Source organism: Microbulbifer mixtoriginis (SeqCode), from assembly GCF_052467945.1.
The window spans coordinates 1,792,696-1,809,841 of the sequence record NZ_CP174328.1; the positions used below are offsets into that span (position 1 = coordinate 1,792,696).

A 17,146-nucleotide genomic window follows, 5' to 3' on the forward strand; every position below is an offset into this window, starting at 1 on the left:
TGATCATATGCAGTCTTTTAGCATTTCCTTGTTATTGAAGTTGTTGATAAATTTATTTTAAGGACAAGTTTGGAACATTTAGACGATTTCCCTAAACGGGATGGCAACCATAAGATACAAGAAGTAGCAGAAACAGCATTTCGTACTTCTATTAGTCAGTGTGCATGTTTTCATATACAACAAGAAGACCGACGTGATTATGGAACTGACTTTCAGCTTGAAGTTATTAACAACGATAGTATGACGAATGTGCGCATTCATGTTCAGGTCAAAGGTACTGAATGCCAAGAGTTAAGCGACGACTCTGTTAGTCGCTCCGTTGCCAAAAGTAACTTAAATTACCTATTACAGCAACCGTGTTCTATATATGTTTGCTATCACGTCCCTACAAAACGTTTGTTGGTTCGTTATGTGGAGGATGTCTATAGAGAATATGAGCATCAAGGCTCAGGCTGGCGTAATCAAAAATCGGTAACTGTTAATTTTATTCATAAGTTTGATATTGATTTTCAAGAAAAGCTAAAAGATAGATCTTTAACTCTTGCAAAACAATCAAGAAATGAACGGATTTTGTATTCAAATACTCCGCCAAATCAGTTTTCTACGTTAATAGAAAAAACAAAAGAGAGAGTTATTGTTCCAGCGGATTATAATCAAGCTAAGATGATGCTTAAAGAGTTTTATCATGCTGGAAAAGACGAGGCTATAAGCAATTCTTTTGATCAATTCCAAGTAGAGCTTTCCTTCCATCCTAAAGATATGCTTTTCGCTTACATGGCAGAGATTAATCTTGGCATAAATGGAGTAAAAGTTGATGAAGATCGAATTAGAGTAGGTATAGAAGAAATAGGAAAGGTTATTGAGCTGGAATGCTTTGATCTAGGATCTTTACTCTACTCAATGGGAAATGGGTGGCTGGCCTTGAAGGAATATGAGAAGGCAAGAGATGTCTACAATAATGCTCTCGTTGAGCTTAGCCGCCTAGGGTCTTCTGATTTATCTGCGCAGTGCTACAAAAACATGGGCTCAGTTATGGAGCACTTGAGTGATGACGAGAGTGTGGCTCTTGGCTACTACAAAAAGGCTTTAGAGCTTTCTCCACAATTGGCTGAGGCCCATTTTGCATTAGCTCTTTGTTATAGAAAGAAACAAAATTTCTCCAAGGTTTTAGAGCATCTTGATCAGGTAGTCTTTATAAGAGGCTATAGTGATCATAGTTTGTCTTTACAGGGATGGAGAGTTGAAGCTCTTTTCAATAATGGAGATGCCGGCGCTGCATTTCGTGAAATAAATTCCTTGATATCTAACGCAGGCAAATCTCACTGGGTTTGGCCTTGGTGTGCAAGGCAAGTTATGGTTTTTGGGCGTGACTCTATAGAGTCTTCCAAGAAAGCCATAAGTTTCTGGAATCTTTATCTTCAAGAAAATTCAATGAGCCTGCAGGCCAAGCAGGAGCGTTTGCTTTGCCTGTTGAACATTCGGTTTCATGGTGAAGATACTGATTTTGACTTTGATACATTTAAAAACCAGGCGCTAGAGGTTATAGAAGGCGGTGATGTTGATATTGCTTTTTGGTGGGACAGGGTAGGTCATTGGGCACAATGTGATAATGACTGGATCGAAGCTGAAGCGAATTACAGAAAAGCTTTCGATTTAGAGCCGGAACTATATGGATATTGCCTTGGGACGGCTTTAAACTTTTTGGGAGAATTCGAAGAAGCATTTCCAATCCTTTTGGAGCAAGCTGAGAATCATCTTCCGGATGCGAAAAGCTGGTTTCAGGTGGCTGTAGCATGTGAAGGGCTTGATGATTTTCATGGGTGCCTTTTTGCATACCAGAAGGCCATAGATCTTGACCCTGATTATGATCTAGCATGGTTTAATCTAGGAGGATATTACTGGAATTTTGGTGCTGAAGAGGAAGCTATGGAGATTTGGAGAAAGGCTGTTACACGTTTTCCTGATCATGACCTAACCAAAGAGTTACAGCAGAACTTTCCGGACTTTCTCACTAATTGATATCGGTTTCATCAAGATCGCTTTGGCCGAAAGGTGGTTAATCCAAACCTTTTAAGGCATCTTCTATGATCTCTTCAGGCGGCTCCTCATAGATCAAAGTAGTCGATGGATTAACATGGCCTGCAATCTTTTGGGCGATTTTTACAGATTTTTTCTGCTTATGGATGACGTTCGTGATCAATGAGCGACGACCGCTATGCGAGCTCGCCTTTTCTACACCGGCCCAATCACGCAACATCAATGCCATATGCTCCTGTAACGTGTTAGGAGAGTAGGGACCACCCTTCTGAGTAATAAATAGAGGGGAAGAGGGGGTTAGCTTCTCCCCTTTGCCGAGCCGTAAGTTTAAGTACTGACCCAGAGCTTCGCGGAGCCCCTGATCAACCATGGGGAGATCTCGCGATTTTCCTCTATGTTGTTTAACAGGAGGGTAGAAATTCTCTGGATTGACGTCAGCACCAGATTTAGCTAACGCTTCAATTTGTCTAACAACTTTATCAAAACTATCAATATCGAAGCTGATCGTTTTGCGTTGGTAATGGCTTTTGGAGCGCTTCATGGCATTGGCACCCTTGGTATAGGCAGCAGGTAGGCTCATTACTTCTAACAGCTTGAACTCGGTGCCCATAGGATTAAGTTTGGCAACTTCCTTCACTTGTAGGAGTGCAATCTCTTGGGCACGCAGTCCCAGCTTAAAGCTGACTTGCATGATGGCCGTGTTCTTTTCAGGGTGACGATGACCCTGGATAACCAGGAAAAGGTGTCGTTGTTGGGCGGCCGTCGGTACACGGGCCTGACCAGATTTAGCCATCACAAACCTCAAAATAGGGGTGAAATATAATCCGTAATAATGTTATTTTAACGGATTATGGCAGGGTATCTAGCTTAAATGCTAGATCTATAAGTGGCTATTCGAACGAAAGCCATAAGTGCACTTAGCTTATAGGCGCTTTTTTGATCAGCTTCATCCACATGAAGTTGCCAGTGTATTTCATAGGTAGATTCACTTATAAACCTATTAGCACGGTTCTTTTCGGCTCACTTGTCCAAATGTTTTTCAGAGTTGCGTGAGTAATTTGGTCTTAGGAAAAGGCTTTGATGCGCTCCGATGATTGTATGCGAAAACACCTGGAAACCTGGAAACCTGGAAACCTGGAAACCTGGAAACCTGGAAACCTGGAAACCTGGAACGCTGTAACCTTGGAACGCTGTAACCTTGGAACGCTGCAACCTTGGAGCGGTGGAACCTTAGAACACAGGTACACAAAATGAAGATTACTCGGCCGGAACTAGAGTAGATGGATGCACGATTAAGTGTTTTAGTTGGAAATTAAGTGTTTTAGTTGGCAAAAATTAAGTACTTTAGTTGGACGTCCAAAAACCGATACGTAGGTCAAACTAGGGCCCTGTTATTTCCGATATTTGTGAATATCGGATATTTTATAAATGCCTGTTTTTCTGTATAATTTGCCGCATTCTAACAACAAATCTATATTTCTATGTCTGCTTCCAACCGGCCACCAGCACCAATCATCGACAACCTGAGCAATCTTGAAAATCCATTCCGCTGCACCAGCTTTTCAGCTAGCCGTTATCTCAGCAAGCAGATTCCTGGTGCTGATACCGATCTGGAGTTCACGCTTAAGTTTCTTTACAGCTACAACGGCAGCCAGGCAACGTTTAACAGCTACCGCCGTGAACTTGAGCGCTTGCTGCAATGGGCTTGGCGCATTGAAGAAGTTTCAATAATGACTCTGAAGCGCGAACACATTGAGGAGTTTGTGCAGTTTTGCATTGAGCCGCCAATTGCCTGGATCGGGACTAAGAATGTTGCCAGATTCAAAACACAAAATGGCGAGCGCGTTGTGAATGCCGATTGGCGGCCATTCGTAGTCAGTGTGTCCAAAGTTGAGTTTCGTGCTGGCAAGACGGCTTCCCCCAAGGAGTTTCGGCCATCCCAGGCAGCGATCAAGTGCATCTTTACTGCATTGTCGTCCTTCTTCGATTTTCTCTATCAAGAAGGCTTGGTTCCAGCCAATCCTGTGGCACTGATTCGCCAGAAAAGTAAGTTTGTTCGACGTGAGCAACAAAGCCAGGTTGTACGTCGAATCAGCAACTTGCAGTGGGACTATGTTCTGGAAACTGCTGAGATCATGGCCGAGACATCACCTACTGATCACGAGCGAACTTTATTTATTATGAACGCCCTATTCGCTATGTATTTGCGAATCTCTGAGTTAGTTGCGGATGAAAGATCGGCGCCAGTTATGGGTGATTTTAAGAAAGATCGCGACGGAAACTGGTGGTTTCACGTTACGGGTAAAGGAAACAAGGGCCGGGCAATCACTGTTTGCGACCAAATGCTGAAGGCCTTGAAGCGCTACAGAAATTATTTGCAGCTCCCTGCTCTGCCCAGCATCAATGAGCAGACACCTCTGGTGCACAAGTCCCGTGGCAAGGGACCAGTTACCAGTACCCGACAGGTGCGCCTGATTGTTCAAAGCTGCTTTGATGCTGCCCACCAACGGATGGCTGAAGAAGGCTTAGGGGAAGATGCTGAAGATCTTAAGGCTGCTACTGTGCACTGGCTCCGCCATACGGGTATTTCTGAAGATGTGAAGTACCGCCCCCGCGAGCATGTGCGCGATGATGCGGGACATGCAAGTATGGCTACGACCGATCGCTATATTGATTCCGACATGCGGGAGCGACATGAAAGTGGGCGAAGTAAGCGGGTAAAGGAGGAGCGGTAATACTACCGCCCTGCCCCATAATGAGGCTCGGGAATCCTTTTAGCGGCCCCCACTTCGGCGGAGCGCGTGCGCAAACTAGGAGGCACTACCCTTCGCTCCATTGGCCATATCGCTAAGCTACAGCGATCTTCAGATAATGATGCCGAGTATGTAGATCCGCAAGATATGCTGTTAGAGCTAGGCGAAGACAACCGGGAAATGATCGCAAGTATGCGTAAAGTCCACGAACTTTGTGATGAGCACAGAGATATTGCTACAGCAAGCTTGCTGGAAGAGTATATTGATCAGGCGGAAAAGCGGTCATGGTTTTTGTTTGAGGCTAGTCGGGGGCAAGGACTAACTCATCACTAGATTTAGCTTACGAGTAGATTGATAGACTGAATATTTGTTGCAAATTCCCTGAAGTACATCATCTAACCGTAATCGTCTTTAAGCATATCCACCTGTTTTGGCATGGAGCAGTATTCAATCGCTCTTATCGAGAAGTGACTCGGATCATGCTTATATCTTCTAGGTTTAGAGGCCTCTACAAAGCCCTTCATGCTTTGTAGAGGCTGAGTCTTACGGCCTATCAAGAACTTTTCGGTAAAAAACCATTCAAAGGAGTGAATGATAGTAACTGTCGAATAAGGTTTAAACCTAACTCTCCCCGTGAAATTACAGGAACTCTGTTAGCGTCTATCCTGGAATTGACCACATCCAGCCGCCTTAAAAATTGTTTGTTATTTTTTATTCCCGGTGGATTTCGGCTAGCTAAAGAGGTTTTCCCCACTTCTATGAGATCGACTTCCATACTGAAGCAAGCAAAGTCTTTATAGGTGAAGTTTTCAGCAACGTGACGGTTGCTTAAGTTTATCAAAGCCTGCATTAAGCAATGATAAATCGTACTTTGCGCCAAGCTAGGCACTACAAATGCAATAGCCTGATCGTGTAGTTCTGGCAACCTTGCTATAGAAGCTTCACTAACAGACGCCTCTATAAAATATCCACCGTTGTTAAGTGAATTTAACTTCACACCCGTAAAAACTGCATTATCGTAAGAAACACCATCAAACCAATGTTTGACACACTCAACACTATCTGCATCTATATTGATTTTCGATGATAATAGGGTTTCTGAAAGCTCTGAAATTAATGGCAAGTCCTGATGAGAGCTGAACGGCGCACTAATCAAAGACCCTATGGAGATCTTAAATAATTCTCGAACTTCGTGCTCACGAGCCTTTTGTAATGCCAAAAACACAGTTTGGATGATTTCGGAAGTTGGCAATTCAGGTTCTACCCGCCACTTCCTACCATAAACAATCTTCTGGCAAGGTTGCTGTTGTAGTGGAATATAATTATCGTAACTAATCACACCGACTTGAATATATATTCCAGAGCTGTCTTCACAGACAAACACGGGGAATTTTTCATCATAGTGAATATCTAACACCAACTCCTCTACAGTTTCTCTTGTATGGGAATATCGCAAAAATTGCTGAGGTATGTAACTGAGCTTCTTATTGTTTAAGTGAATTTCAGGTGCCCCCTCTATTGCCACCTCTCCACGTCTTAAGTCTACTGAATACGACATTAAAAAACCTTAAGGGTAGACAACATGAAATATTTGGGGGCTATAGGTACTCAGCCCCCAAAGAGATATCATTGTTGCTTGTTAATATTACTGCTAAGCGGCCTTAGCTATATTAAGCTTTATTTGTTCTTCTTTTCGCGGATGGACTTTTCCGGTTTCTGAAAAGACTTTCAACTCTTCAAGTACAACCTTGGCAAGTTTGTTAAACTGCCTCTTCATTAGTGCTCCCATAATCTGAGCAAATATAGGAAGTAAAGTTACGCCAATTTCAAAGCTAACTCGTGACTGCCCATCAGCAATCGGTTCAACTTTCCAAGTATTAATCATGGATCTAACAAAGAATGGCATACTAGATAGCTTTACCTCATAGGAAAAAGTGTGCTGACCACTATCCACATTCACTAATGTTTCACTGGAAATGGCCCCATCAGGCAGTACGCACTTTCGACCACCACCTTGCGGTAAATCTGGATTTTCAGTGGATACAACAACGGCACTGGTCCAACTACTAATCTCGCTAAAATTACCTGATAATATTTCCCACATTTTATCAATAGACGTGTTGATGTTAATTTGATTGACAATCTTCATTTGTACTCTCCGAATTAAAAACTATGACGTGAAAATACAGCATGCTGTTTTTAAGATATACGAACCCCTAAGCCTTAATTGCCTATTCCTTAAAATTCTGGTTTTTGATATTTTTTACTGTTCGATATTTATAGGACTTTACCTACATATTCAAACAGGAGTGGTTGGCCTTGTTACCGGAAATTGAATCTCACAAACGCAATTTTCAGGGTCCCCTTGGGATGGTGGCTTTATAAATATTTCTTTTGCAGGCCCTGATATTTGAAAATCACTATTCTCTATCCACCTACCTAGCTGAGCATATTTCTCATACCCGTTTTCAAATGCTCCTACCCTGACTGTAGAAATAACACTCTGCTCTGATTGGAGAACCCGCCCTTTAACTTCATTTCCTCCAGGTAGCAGTAGAGTTCTTTCGATACTCCTATTAACCGGAAACCCTACTTCGATATCTACGTTTTCAATGCTAAAGGCATTACCGTGAAGTATGATCGTGAGAGGGCCAAGTTCGTCTTTCCCAACCACGTCAGGCACATGCTCCCTAAGCTCAGTCACCAAGTGGATTGTGTCAAATAGGTTTGGCATTATCTTTCTAACAGAATAGAAAGGCTGCTCATCAATGCTTTTTAGAATAATTCCATCGAAATTCAAACTCTCAGGCCTTTCAGCCTCTTTTAAGCGTGCCTCAATGATCTTTAGGTGATTAATTTGTTCCTGAACAGTTTGCTCTATTTGTGCTTTTCTCAGCAGTAACATACCTTGGATTTCTTGCACCGATACGTCCTGAAGAACCATGACCTTAATTTGTTCAAGAGAAATTCCCAGCTCTTTCAAGGCGATAATACGGTTTAATTCAGGCAACTGATTAGTGCTGTAGTATCTATACCCTGTGGACTCGTCTGTGTGATCAGGCTGAAATAGACCAATTTGATCGTAATACCGTAATTGTGAAACAGCGGTCTGGGCTATTTTTGAAAACTCACCGATCCTAAACATAGTTCCACCTATCTGTTCACCCTTCTTCGCGTGAGTTGAAGTATGGACTCTCAAGCCACTTGAGAGTCAACAGATAGAAATAAGAAAGATCCCCTTGAGAGACAGAAAGTTATAACCAAGGAGTTGGTTATAACCTTTAGAGCTTTGAAGGCGGAGTCTCGCCTATATGTTCTTTTTACTTGATGAAGGAGCGAGAGTAAGGTCGTTCCCATTTAAGCCTTAAGGTGTAGGCCCATATTTTCCCTATTTGGCTTCCTACAGCTCCAGCTTCAACCTCTCCCCGACCGAGTTTTCGAGGAAACCTTCTCGGAGGTAAAAATCAATTGTTCGCTGCCAGTTTTCTCTTTCCGGAGTACTAACTTCCAACCGTGGCCAGCCCTCCTCCTTCGCAAAGCTGATCACCTCATCCAAAAGTGCCTTGCCAATAAACTGTGAACGGAACTCTGGTTCAACATAAAGCTCCTCGATTACCCCGTAGTTGCCACCGGCATAAATAGCGGCAGACCTTGATAGGGTAATAACGCCCACTGGAGCTCCATCGGCATAATATAGGAAAGCATGAAATCCATTATCTTGTGAAAGTAACTTCTTAGCCGTTACTGCCATGACCTCTGGATCGATGTTGCGCTTATGACCGACAAGGGCTTGTAGCAATTTTGTTACCAGTCCTGCGACCTCACTACTCTGCTTCGCCTCGGCCTTTACAATCGTACTCACCATAAACTATCCCTTCCCTTTAACTTATTTACATTTTTGCCCAACCAAAATGTGATCACATTTTGAATCTATCAGCAATATTGGCTGGCAGCAAGCTGAGTGCGTAGGAAGGAAAGCGTACATCTCTCTATTGAATAGCGCTTAAGTGAAGGGGTGAGCCCCTTAATCAGGGGCCGGTTTATTGAGACCTTGATCCCAGTGCTTATAGATCGCCTCTTACATGTCTCCTAAATATTCGAGACTACGTAAAGCAACAGACCAATCCAAACCACCAAATCGATTGATAAATGCCATATGTTCAACACCAATACCTTGATAACGAGCAATCATTTGTTGAACTTCCGCTGGAGTACCAAAAAGCCCTGTTCCCTTATCACGCATACAGTTGTATATCCCCGAAGCATCTGAGACCTTGTTACCGGAAAGATAAGAAATCACTCGGGCCAATGCAGGCTCTACTGAATACCTCACGTCCTTTTCCGATTCCCCCACCTGGGAGAAGATGGTAACCACAGTTTCCGCATGGTCCTTACCAAAGCCGCCATCAGCCAATCCCTGACGATGCCGCTCAATTCGCACAGCGATTTCATCAATATTCTCGGTTGAAGGCGCAACAATTGTTATCAGGCCATATCCCGACCTTCCAATTTCATATGCACTTTCGGGGTTATTGCTCGCGATGTAAATTGGGGGAGAAGGCTTTTGCACAGGAGATATATTTAAGGACTCAACTCTTCTATGGCCCTCCAAAGCCAGCTTCCAGCGCTTTTGAATCTCAGCTAGGTTATTCTTAAATCTCTCCCCTCGGCTTGAAAAGTCATACCCCATTCCGTCCGACTCCAGAAGTTGCCCACCTGTACCCACTCCCATGTTGAGGCGCCCTGCAGACAAAATATCTAACATGGCATAGTCCTCTGCCACCTGAATCGGACTCCTTAGCGGTAAGATAGAAACTCCCGAACCTAGGCGTATCCTTTCAGTCAGTTGGGAAAGCGCTGAAAGGAAAACAGCAGGGTTGGGAATATGTCCCAGATGCTGGAAGTGATGCTCTGCACACCAAACACTATTGAAGCCAGCTCTTTCAGACAGCACCGTATGTTCTATGCAGTGCTTCATCAACAAACTGGGATATTTTTCGACCTCCGGATGATAGTCCAAAAGCCAGAATAGTGACTTCTTAATATTGCTAATTGAGTGACCCATAACCAAAAACATCTCTCGCTGATTGCTAAAGCCCAGAACTTTGAACCCTGCATCTATAGACGGGTCAACAGCAAATAAATGACCATGTATTCGCCATATACACAAACCTACGGTAAGTGTCATTTTCATTAGCACAAAAGAAGGGATACTACGGAGCCGTTCAAATCTCCTTTACACTTCCATAAGAGCAATTCAAGGTATCGCCTTCCGACTTGACCTGTCTACAGGTTCAGGGTTGATCATCACCTACCCTACCTATCTGGAGCATTTATGCTAACTGTTACGGAACTGGCCAGGCACTGTGGTATATCCAGAGCAACGATCCTTTACTATGAACGAGAAGGAATACTTGCGCCCACACGGCGCTCAGATAACGGCTATCGCTGGTATGGAAAAAATGAAACTAGAAGGCTGGAAGCTATTGTTGCCTATCGTTCCTACGGCCTATCCTTGAACGATATAAAACGATTACTTGATGGCCAAAACAGTTCATCTCAGTCTCGGATTCTGGAAGATCATTTCTACCAATTGGAGAGCGAAATTCACAAGCTTAAAGAACAACAGAGAGCGATCGTCGCCCTATTAAAAGAGCCAAATTTGCTTAAAGATCAAATGGTCACTAAGAACCGATGGGTAGAAATAATGAGAGCGGCAGGGTTTGATGAAGCCTCTATGCTCGCTTGGCACCATAAGTTTGAGGAAATGGAACCTGAACAACACCAAAGGTTTCTTGAGTCTCTAGGTATGAAACCTGAAGAAATAAAAAGTACAAGAGGTTTTAAGGCCTAGAGAGCGTCAACAGCAGTTGATTTAAGGCATTGCCCCGTCGTTAATCTATGTACTTTCTCTTGCCGTCGCTCTGCTAGCTAATTATCAATATGTAAGCTTCATCGCCTCCCGAATCTAAAGAACTCCCAACCATACCTATAGATCAACTTTCAATTACTCGACAAACTATAGGTGAGCGTATACAAAAACCTTCCTCCTAACTTAAAGTTAACAGGGATAAATTTTGTAACGGTCAACTACTGTTGATTTACCCATAGAGCAATACAAGGAAACAAATTGTTTCTAGTTAATTTGCGAGCCAATGTTCATGGCAGTATCTAATGTAAATCTCCATAGAAACCCCTAAGTTGTTTCCATTTGGCAATGGCAAGAAACCTAATAACAGCAGTGGAGCCTATTCATCCCCGGGGAAAGTAGTCGCCCGCTTATGGCATCAAATCTTATGTAGAACAGGTGTTTCTCTTATCGCCAGCAGAAGTTGGGTTTCCGGTATAGGCGAGCCTCCATCGATAATAGAATTAATACAGATTACAGCCTGAATAACACCTGTTAACGATAAAATTAAGCCTTGATAGCTACATTTCCAACCATTAACACTTTTAACCTATACATACTATAATAGTTTAAAAAGCACCCGCTAATATGCTAAAACTTACTCAAAGGGTGGAAAGGCAACTATTATGGGATTTCACGGTCAGTCAGATAAGCAAATACTTGAGACGCTGGGCAACCGTCTAAAAAAGTACCGCTTACGAATGAACCTTACCCAGGATGACATGGCTGAGCGTGCAGGCCTATCCACCTCCACCATTAAAGGGCTGGAGGCTGGTCGTGGCAGGCTTGATAGCCTTGTTGCTGCGCTGAGAGTACTTCGCCAACTTGATTCATTGGATAACTTCTTACCTGAACTAGCAGTAAGTCCGATGCAAATTGCTACTCAAGGCAAACAGCGGCAGAGAGCCAGCCGAAGCTCACAAAATCAGCGCGATACCCTGCCCTTGAACAACAATAAAAAAAGGAGCAAGCCGGAATGGTAAACCAGACAAATGCCGCAACAGTTCACTTGTGGGGCGAATTGGTAGGCGCTGTCCACTGGGATGACAGTGGCTATGGTTCATTCGAGTATGCGCCAGAGTTCTTGCGTCGGGGGCTGGATATAGCTCCGATAACCATGCCCATTGAAGCTTCACATGAGCCATATACATTTCGCGGCCTCAGTCGGGAAACATTTAAAGGATTACCGGGACTCCTCGCCGATTGCCTACCTGATAAATTCGGCAATGCGGTGATTGATGCCTGGCTCGCACGCCAAGGGCGAACTCCAGAGAGCTTCAACCCTATCGAGCGACTCTGTTACACCGGTACTCGTGGCATGGGAGCGCTTGAATTTCAACCGGCGGTGGACGGCACCTTCAAAGATTCTGTCGACCTGAACGTTGAGGAATTAGTCAAACTAGCTGCCGCAATTACCAATAGGCAGACAGATCTCAACACGCAATTTGGACATAGTGATACTGAAAAATCAGGCTCCTTGCTGGACATATTGCGCGTAGGAACCAGTGCGGGAGGCGCCCGTGCAAAAGCAATTATTGCCATGAATGCTATGGGGGATATTCGCTCTGGTCAGGTCCCCGCCCCTAAAGGCTATGACTACTGGCTTCTAAAATTTGACGGCGCGGGAGATCTTGAACTCAGGGCAAGTGATGGCTATGGGCGGGTTGAATACGCCTATTATCATATGGCTCGCGAAGCGGGTATCAATATGGCGGAGTGCAGGCTACTGGAGGAAAATGGCCGAGCGCATTTTATGACGCGGCGCTTTGATCGGGTAAACGGGCAAAAGCTTCATATGCAGTCTCTATGTGGTATTGCGCACTTGGATTTCAACATGGCAGGCGCCCACTCCTATGAGCAAGTATTCAGCATAATGCGTGAACTATATCTGCCTAAAAATGAAGCCGTTCAGCAATATCGCCGTATGGTCTTCAACGTATTGGCCAGGAATCAAGATGATCATACAAAGAATATTGCATTTCTTATGGACCCAGCCGGAGAATGGTCTCTTTCACCGGCCTTTGACCTGACTTATGCCCACAATCCGGGCGGAGCTTGGACAAGTCAACACCAGATGAGTATTAATGGAAAGCGTGATCACTTCACTTTAGATGACTTAATAACTATTGGTGAATCCATCAGTATTAAGCGCCCAATGGAGATAATTGATCAGGTCGCAAGTGCGGTAGCAAATTGGGAGCAGTTCGCTGAAGCCTCCGGTGTCTCTGAAAGGTGGACTATTGAAATTGGCCAAAACCACCGCAAGCTAACTTGAATTTTATCTATGTGTCATTGACCTAGCCGCTACCCACTTCTTTTGTGGCCCCAAGGATGGAGCCAGGGCTCGATCCTAAATTTTACCGCTAAAACCTTCAGCCTCCCAACCATACTCCCACGGCGGCCCCAGTGTATCTTTTAACTGCAAAGATACACTGTCGAATAGAAAGGAGGCACCGTACACGAGCTAACAGTCTATGAGGTATCGAGCGGGATGAAGTCAGGTCCAATCTAAAAAAACGACACTTCAATCGTCTTCATCTGGGAAATATCAGCTTTCATTCTATTTTGGCGATTAAAGTATAAAAGAGCTGCTCATGATGAAACAGTCACATCTATTCACAATAATTTTGATTGTCCTTGCTTTTATGGGAGTTAAAACGGCAGCAGAAGAGGATGGCCATAAATCAGTCAAGAATAGTAAGGGTATCATTTGTAATAATGAGTATGTTCTATGCACATCTGCCCCATGCATTCCAGACCCCAGCAATCCAGATTCAAATGCAATTTGCCGATGTGACGTTAATAAGGGGTTGAACTTCGGGTTTTCTGAATGTAAAACCCGGGCTCCTGTGACTGACTCAAACGACGTCAAAAAAGCCTTATCGACATTTTCTTTCGCGCAGGCTCCCACCAAGCCTGTACTTTCCTGCCCTGAAGGTAAACCGTGGACTGATTGCCTGGATCAACCCTGCATTGTCGACCCGATGAATCCACTTAAAGCCATATGCACATGCAAGATTGTACGGGATAAGTCTTTTGTAACTTTTGGAGGCGATTGTGTTTCCCTGAGTTGTGATACGGGTTACTGGTCAGGTGCAACGGCGGAGTCCTATGTGGGAGCAAGCAGACAGCTTATGAAGGCATTTAGCTTAGATGAAGTTCCTGCCAAATATTGTGTGGGGATGAAGCCTGAGGTTTCAGAGTAATTTCTGTTCGATTCAAGTCGCATCAAGCTTTTGTATTTTTTAGAAATAGATACCCGATTCGCAGTACAAACCGTTGCCCCCTACACTGTTTAGCGGCCTATTCAGTCCCTAAAAGAATCACCAAGTAGATTTTATTACTTTCATAACTATTAAAATTACGGCAAAAGTTAAATTACCCTTATCGTAATTTCTGGTATGGTTAAATCAACCACAAAAAAAACTTTTAACCAACAACTGCCGCCTCAAAAATAAAAACCAAACAAACAACACTATTTTTAGACAAAAGGCACTCTTATGAGAACACGCTGTAGCCACGTTTTACTCTGGGTGAAGGATATTCATCAAGCTGTACAAGATTTCCGTCAGCTCGGTTTTTCCGTGGATTACGCCACAAAAGAAAAGAACGCCCAGCACGCCCATATTTGGTTTAGTGAAGGGGCTATTATTGAATTATTGACATCTCCATCCAATGCCCACTATTTCAAATGGCTTATTGATATCTTTGCCGGCCGAGGCGCGGGACGTAGGATGATACGTTGGTCACAAGAAGGGGAAGGTTTTTGTGATGTTGCCTTAGTCAGTGACGATTTCGATAATGATCTTTCGGCAATGAACCGTGAAGGGGTTCAAACCGGGCGAGTAATTCCCTGGCAACGCACCAAGCCAAACGGAGAAAAAACCAGTTTCCGCTTTGTCTATCCTCGCTCTGAGCGGCTGCCATTCTTAGTGAGCCCGTACAACCCACCTCAATACCCCCAAAAAACAAACCATAAAAATGGTGCTACTGGTCTGAGTAAAGTGCATATGGAAGTCAGTGAGCAGGACTGGAAACCTGTGCAACGTTTAACCCATCAAGATTCCATATTTAATATAAAACCCGGTCCCACAACCAAAGTTACAGGCATAGAAGTTAGTGGCCTGAACGAATATTTAGACCCAACTCTATTGCATGGAAGTAAAATAACCCCTGTAAATTGAACAAATTAATGGATCAATCTTGTAAAGAGATTGATCCATTAACCATCGAGCTATACAAAACAGCTATTAACTAAGCTGTCGTAACCTCATTACAGACGATAAAGTGCTCCAATTCCCGCACGACGCCCTTTTGACGGTGCGCCTATTCTGGCATCAGGGGCAAATATCGCATTAGTGTAGCCATATAACTGATACTGCTCATCCAGCAGATTATCGGCAAACAGGTAGAGTTCCATCGAGTCAGTTTGCAAGGCTACACGCAGATCTACTTTACTATAAGCATCCAGGTTAAAATGATTTTGCGCATCTGCCGGACGCTCATCCACGTGGCGAACAGTCAAGTTGGTATTAAGAGCTGGTGCACTTAAACCCATAAAGTCTGGTAACGGCTGATAGTAGTTCAATGCCAAACTTGCACTCCAGCTGGGTACATCAGGTACTTCATTACCCGCCATAACATCACCACCGGAAACACCGTACACATCTTTGGTAATTTCCGTATCGAGGAAGCTCAAGCCTCCGGCAATACTGAATCTCTCAGTAATAAACCAATCGGCTTCAAACTCAGCGCCAAAGGTTTCCGTATCCGCATTCACCGCAGCCGATGAGTAGGAAGCGAAATCAAAGCCGAGCAAATGATCGTCTTCCACAGAGTTAAAGAATATCGCACCGCTGATATTCAAGCTGTCTGACTCTCTCTTGAAACCAACTTCGATACTATCAACGGTTGCCGGCTTGTACGCCACGCTATCAGCGGACTGTAACGCAAAGTCATTGAAGCCACCGGATTTATGGCCTCGTGCGGCCATTGTGTATAGGTTAGTGTACTCAGTCAGGGAGTAGCTGAGAGCCAAGCGCCCAGTTGTATAATTATCATCCAAACTTCTTTGATCTTGGGTGACATAAAAATTCCCATCCGTGCCATAGCTGGCGTACTCACCGGCGTAGTCCTTACTCTCTTGGGTGTAGCGCAGTCCAGCAGTAAATTTTATGTTTTCAGTTAAAGGAACCGTAGTCTCACCATAAATAGCCTGGCTATCAGTTTCATAATCCCGGTATTGGTTGGCGTAGGACACCAAATCAATCGAATCGAAGCTTCTTTCACCATCTTGCAAGTTAAGCCCAACTACCCAGAAAGTAGATGCATCAGGCAGTGAGGACAGGCGCAGATCCTGGCTGATAGTTTGTTCATCCTGGCTGTCGCCACGAAGATACTCCACAGGGAAATTAAAAACAGCGGCGGCTGTCTCCTGATCAAATCCGGTTAGGTAACTAAAATCTGTATTGACCAATGCGGTGATTGAAGTCAATTGACTATTACCCAGTTGATGATTGATTTCCGTGGAAAAACGCTCAACTGTTTTCTCGTTATCGTCAAATGCCCCCAAGGTATGTTCACTGCTCGGATCATCGCCAAAAGGTTGCAACAACTGCAAGTTCAGGAAGCCGTCCTGGTGCTGCCTCTCTGCGATAAATAAAGCAGAGGTCTCCGGGCCCAAATCCCATAACAAGCTCCCCCGAAAAGCCAGGTCTTCAGGCTCGGTCATTGGCTCACCGTTAGTGGTATTTTCAACCCAGTGATCCTCACTGGTATGGCGCACTGCCAAGCGACCACGGAGTGATTCAGAAAATGGGCCGCTGATTACAGTTTCATAGAGGCTCTGGTTGTCTGCACCCAGCTCAATACGCCCATAAGCTTCAAACTCTTCAGTCGGTTTCTGAGTGGTAATATTGATCGCTCCAGCTTCACTGTTACGCCCAAACAAAGTCCCTTGCGGGCCTTTTAAAATTTCCAGGCGTTCAATATCCAGGGTCCCGACGGATACATTCCCTGCTGGCATAGATACCCCATCAATATTAACCACGACGGAGCCATCGTCTTTGTTTACCTGGTTGAGTGAACCAACACCACGGATGCGGATATTTGCATCCACTGCGCCACTGGAGGAGTAGACATCCACCCCAGGAGCACCGCGCAAGGCATCCTCGACATTGAGCAGCAACCTGTTTTTCAGTTCCTCTTCACCGACCACACTTAAGCTGAAAGGAACATCCTTGGCTTTCTCTTTCGTATGTCGTGCGGTGACTTCAACAACTTCCATTACATTGTTTGAGGCGCTTTCCTTATCTGTATTCTCCGCAGCAGAGCAAGCCCCGGAAATGTACATTAAGGTTGCGGACAGCAATGAAATTTGTTTGCTGATTTCTTTTTTATCTCGAATTAAGCTGAGCATTTATTAATTTTCCTTCTCTTAATTAAGTTA

At 44.2% G+C, this 17,146-nt stretch carries 15 protein-coding genes; 8 read left to right on the plus strand and 7 right to left on the minus strand.

The window, feature by feature from the left end; translation table 11 throughout:
- The first annotated feature begins 69 nt into the window (after positions 1-69).
- Complete coding sequence (locus ACJJIJ_RS07925) at positions 70-2,019, plus strand: DUF4365 domain-containing protein (protein WP_444939193.1); 1,950 nt, start codon at positions 70-72, stop codon at positions 2,017-2,019.
- Positions 2,020-2,056: 37 nt separating this feature from the next.
- Here ACJJIJ_RS07925 and ACJJIJ_RS07930 read toward each other — a convergent pair whose 3' ends face one another.
- Positions 2,057-2,830: a tyrosine-type recombinase/integrase gene (locus tag ACJJIJ_RS07930; protein WP_444939194.1), complete on the minus strand. Its 774-nt coding sequence runs from the start codon at positions 2,828-2,830 to the stop codon at positions 2,057-2,059.
- A 688-nt stretch (positions 2,831-3,518) separates the two neighbouring features.
- Here ACJJIJ_RS07930 and ACJJIJ_RS07935 point away from each other — a divergent pair.
- Positions 3,519-4,772 carry a tyrosine-type recombinase/integrase gene (locus tag ACJJIJ_RS07935; protein ID WP_444939195.1) on the plus strand — a complete coding sequence of 418 codons (1,254 nt, stop codon included), beginning with the start codon at positions 3,519-3,521 and terminating at the stop codon, positions 4,770-4,772.
- A 66-nt stretch (positions 4,773-4,838) separates the two neighbouring features.
- Positions 4,839-5,123 (plus strand): Dps family protein, encoded by a 285-nt coding sequence (locus ACJJIJ_RS07940; protein WP_444939196.1) that lies wholly within the window; start codon positions 4,839-4,841, stop codon positions 5,121-5,123.
- Positions 5,124-5,343: 220 nt separating this feature from the next.
- Here ACJJIJ_RS07940 and ACJJIJ_RS07945 read toward each other — a convergent pair whose 3' ends face one another.
- The 5 genes from ACJJIJ_RS07945 to ACJJIJ_RS07965 all read right to left on the minus strand — a co-directional run bounded on the left by ACJJIJ_RS07945 (position 5,344) and on the right by ACJJIJ_RS07965 (position 9,978).
- A complete protein-coding gene (locus ACJJIJ_RS07945) occupies positions 5,344-6,348 on the minus strand; it encodes a hypothetical protein (RefSeq protein ID WP_444939197.1) in 1,005 nt (334 codons plus the stop codon).
- A gap of 93 nt (positions 6,349-6,441) precedes the next feature.
- Entirely contained in the window at positions 6,442-6,939 is a 498-nt protein-coding gene (locus tag ACJJIJ_RS07950; RefSeq protein ID WP_444939198.1) for an SRPBCC family protein, read from the minus strand.
- Positions 6,940-7,089: 150 nt separating this feature from the next.
- Positions 7,090-7,935, minus strand: coding sequence for a MerR family transcriptional regulator (locus tag ACJJIJ_RS07955; protein ID WP_444939199.1), 846 nt, complete (start codon positions 7,933-7,935; stop codon positions 7,090-7,092).
- 255 nt (positions 7,936-8,190) lie between these two features.
- Positions 8,191-8,655, minus strand: coding sequence for a GNAT family N-acetyltransferase (locus ACJJIJ_RS07960; protein WP_444939200.1), 465 nt, complete (start codon positions 8,653-8,655; stop codon positions 8,191-8,193).
- Positions 8,656-8,868: 213 nt separating this feature from the next.
- Complete coding sequence (locus ACJJIJ_RS07965) at positions 8,869-9,978, minus strand: LLM class flavin-dependent oxidoreductase (RefSeq protein WP_444939201.1); 1,110 nt, start codon at positions 9,976-9,978, stop codon at positions 8,869-8,871.
- Between the two features lie 147 nt (positions 9,979-10,125).
- Here ACJJIJ_RS07965 and ACJJIJ_RS07970 point away from each other — a divergent pair, with 147 nt between their 5' ends.
- From ACJJIJ_RS07970 to ACJJIJ_RS07990, 5 genes are all read left to right on the plus strand, one after another.
- A complete protein-coding gene (locus tag ACJJIJ_RS07970) occupies positions 10,126-10,644 on the plus strand; it encodes a MerR family transcriptional regulator (protein WP_444939202.1) in 519 nt (172 codons plus the stop codon).
- A gap of 680 nt (positions 10,645-11,324) precedes the next feature.
- Positions 11,325-11,681 (plus strand): helix-turn-helix transcriptional regulator, encoded by a 357-nt coding sequence (locus ACJJIJ_RS07975; RefSeq protein ID WP_444939203.1) that lies wholly within the window; start codon positions 11,325-11,327, stop codon positions 11,679-11,681.
- Positions 11,675-12,973 carry a type II toxin-antitoxin system HipA family toxin gene (locus ACJJIJ_RS07980; RefSeq protein ID WP_444939204.1) on the plus strand — a complete coding sequence of 433 codons (1,299 nt, stop codon included), beginning with the start codon at positions 11,675-11,677 and terminating at the stop codon, positions 12,971-12,973. Before ACJJIJ_RS07975 ends, ACJJIJ_RS07980 begins: the two co-directional genes overlap by 7 nt.
- A 319-nt stretch (positions 12,974-13,292) precedes the next feature.
- Complete coding sequence (locus ACJJIJ_RS07985) at positions 13,293-13,904, plus strand: hypothetical protein (RefSeq protein WP_444939205.1); 612 nt, start codon at positions 13,293-13,295, stop codon at positions 13,902-13,904.
- A gap of 294 nt (positions 13,905-14,198) precedes the next feature.
- Positions 14,199-14,882: a VOC family protein gene (locus ACJJIJ_RS07990; protein WP_444939206.1), complete on the plus strand. Its 684-nt coding sequence runs from the start codon at positions 14,199-14,201 to the stop codon at positions 14,880-14,882.
- An 89-nt stretch (positions 14,883-14,971) separates the two neighbouring features.
- On the opposite strand, the gene ACJJIJ_RS07995 is transcribed toward ACJJIJ_RS07990, so the two are convergent.
- Positions 14,972-17,116 carry a TonB-dependent receptor gene (locus ACJJIJ_RS07995; protein WP_444939207.1) on the minus strand — a complete coding sequence of 715 codons (2,145 nt, stop codon included), beginning with the start codon at positions 17,114-17,116 and terminating at the stop codon, positions 14,972-14,974.
- Positions 17,117-17,146 lie beyond the last annotated feature (30 nt).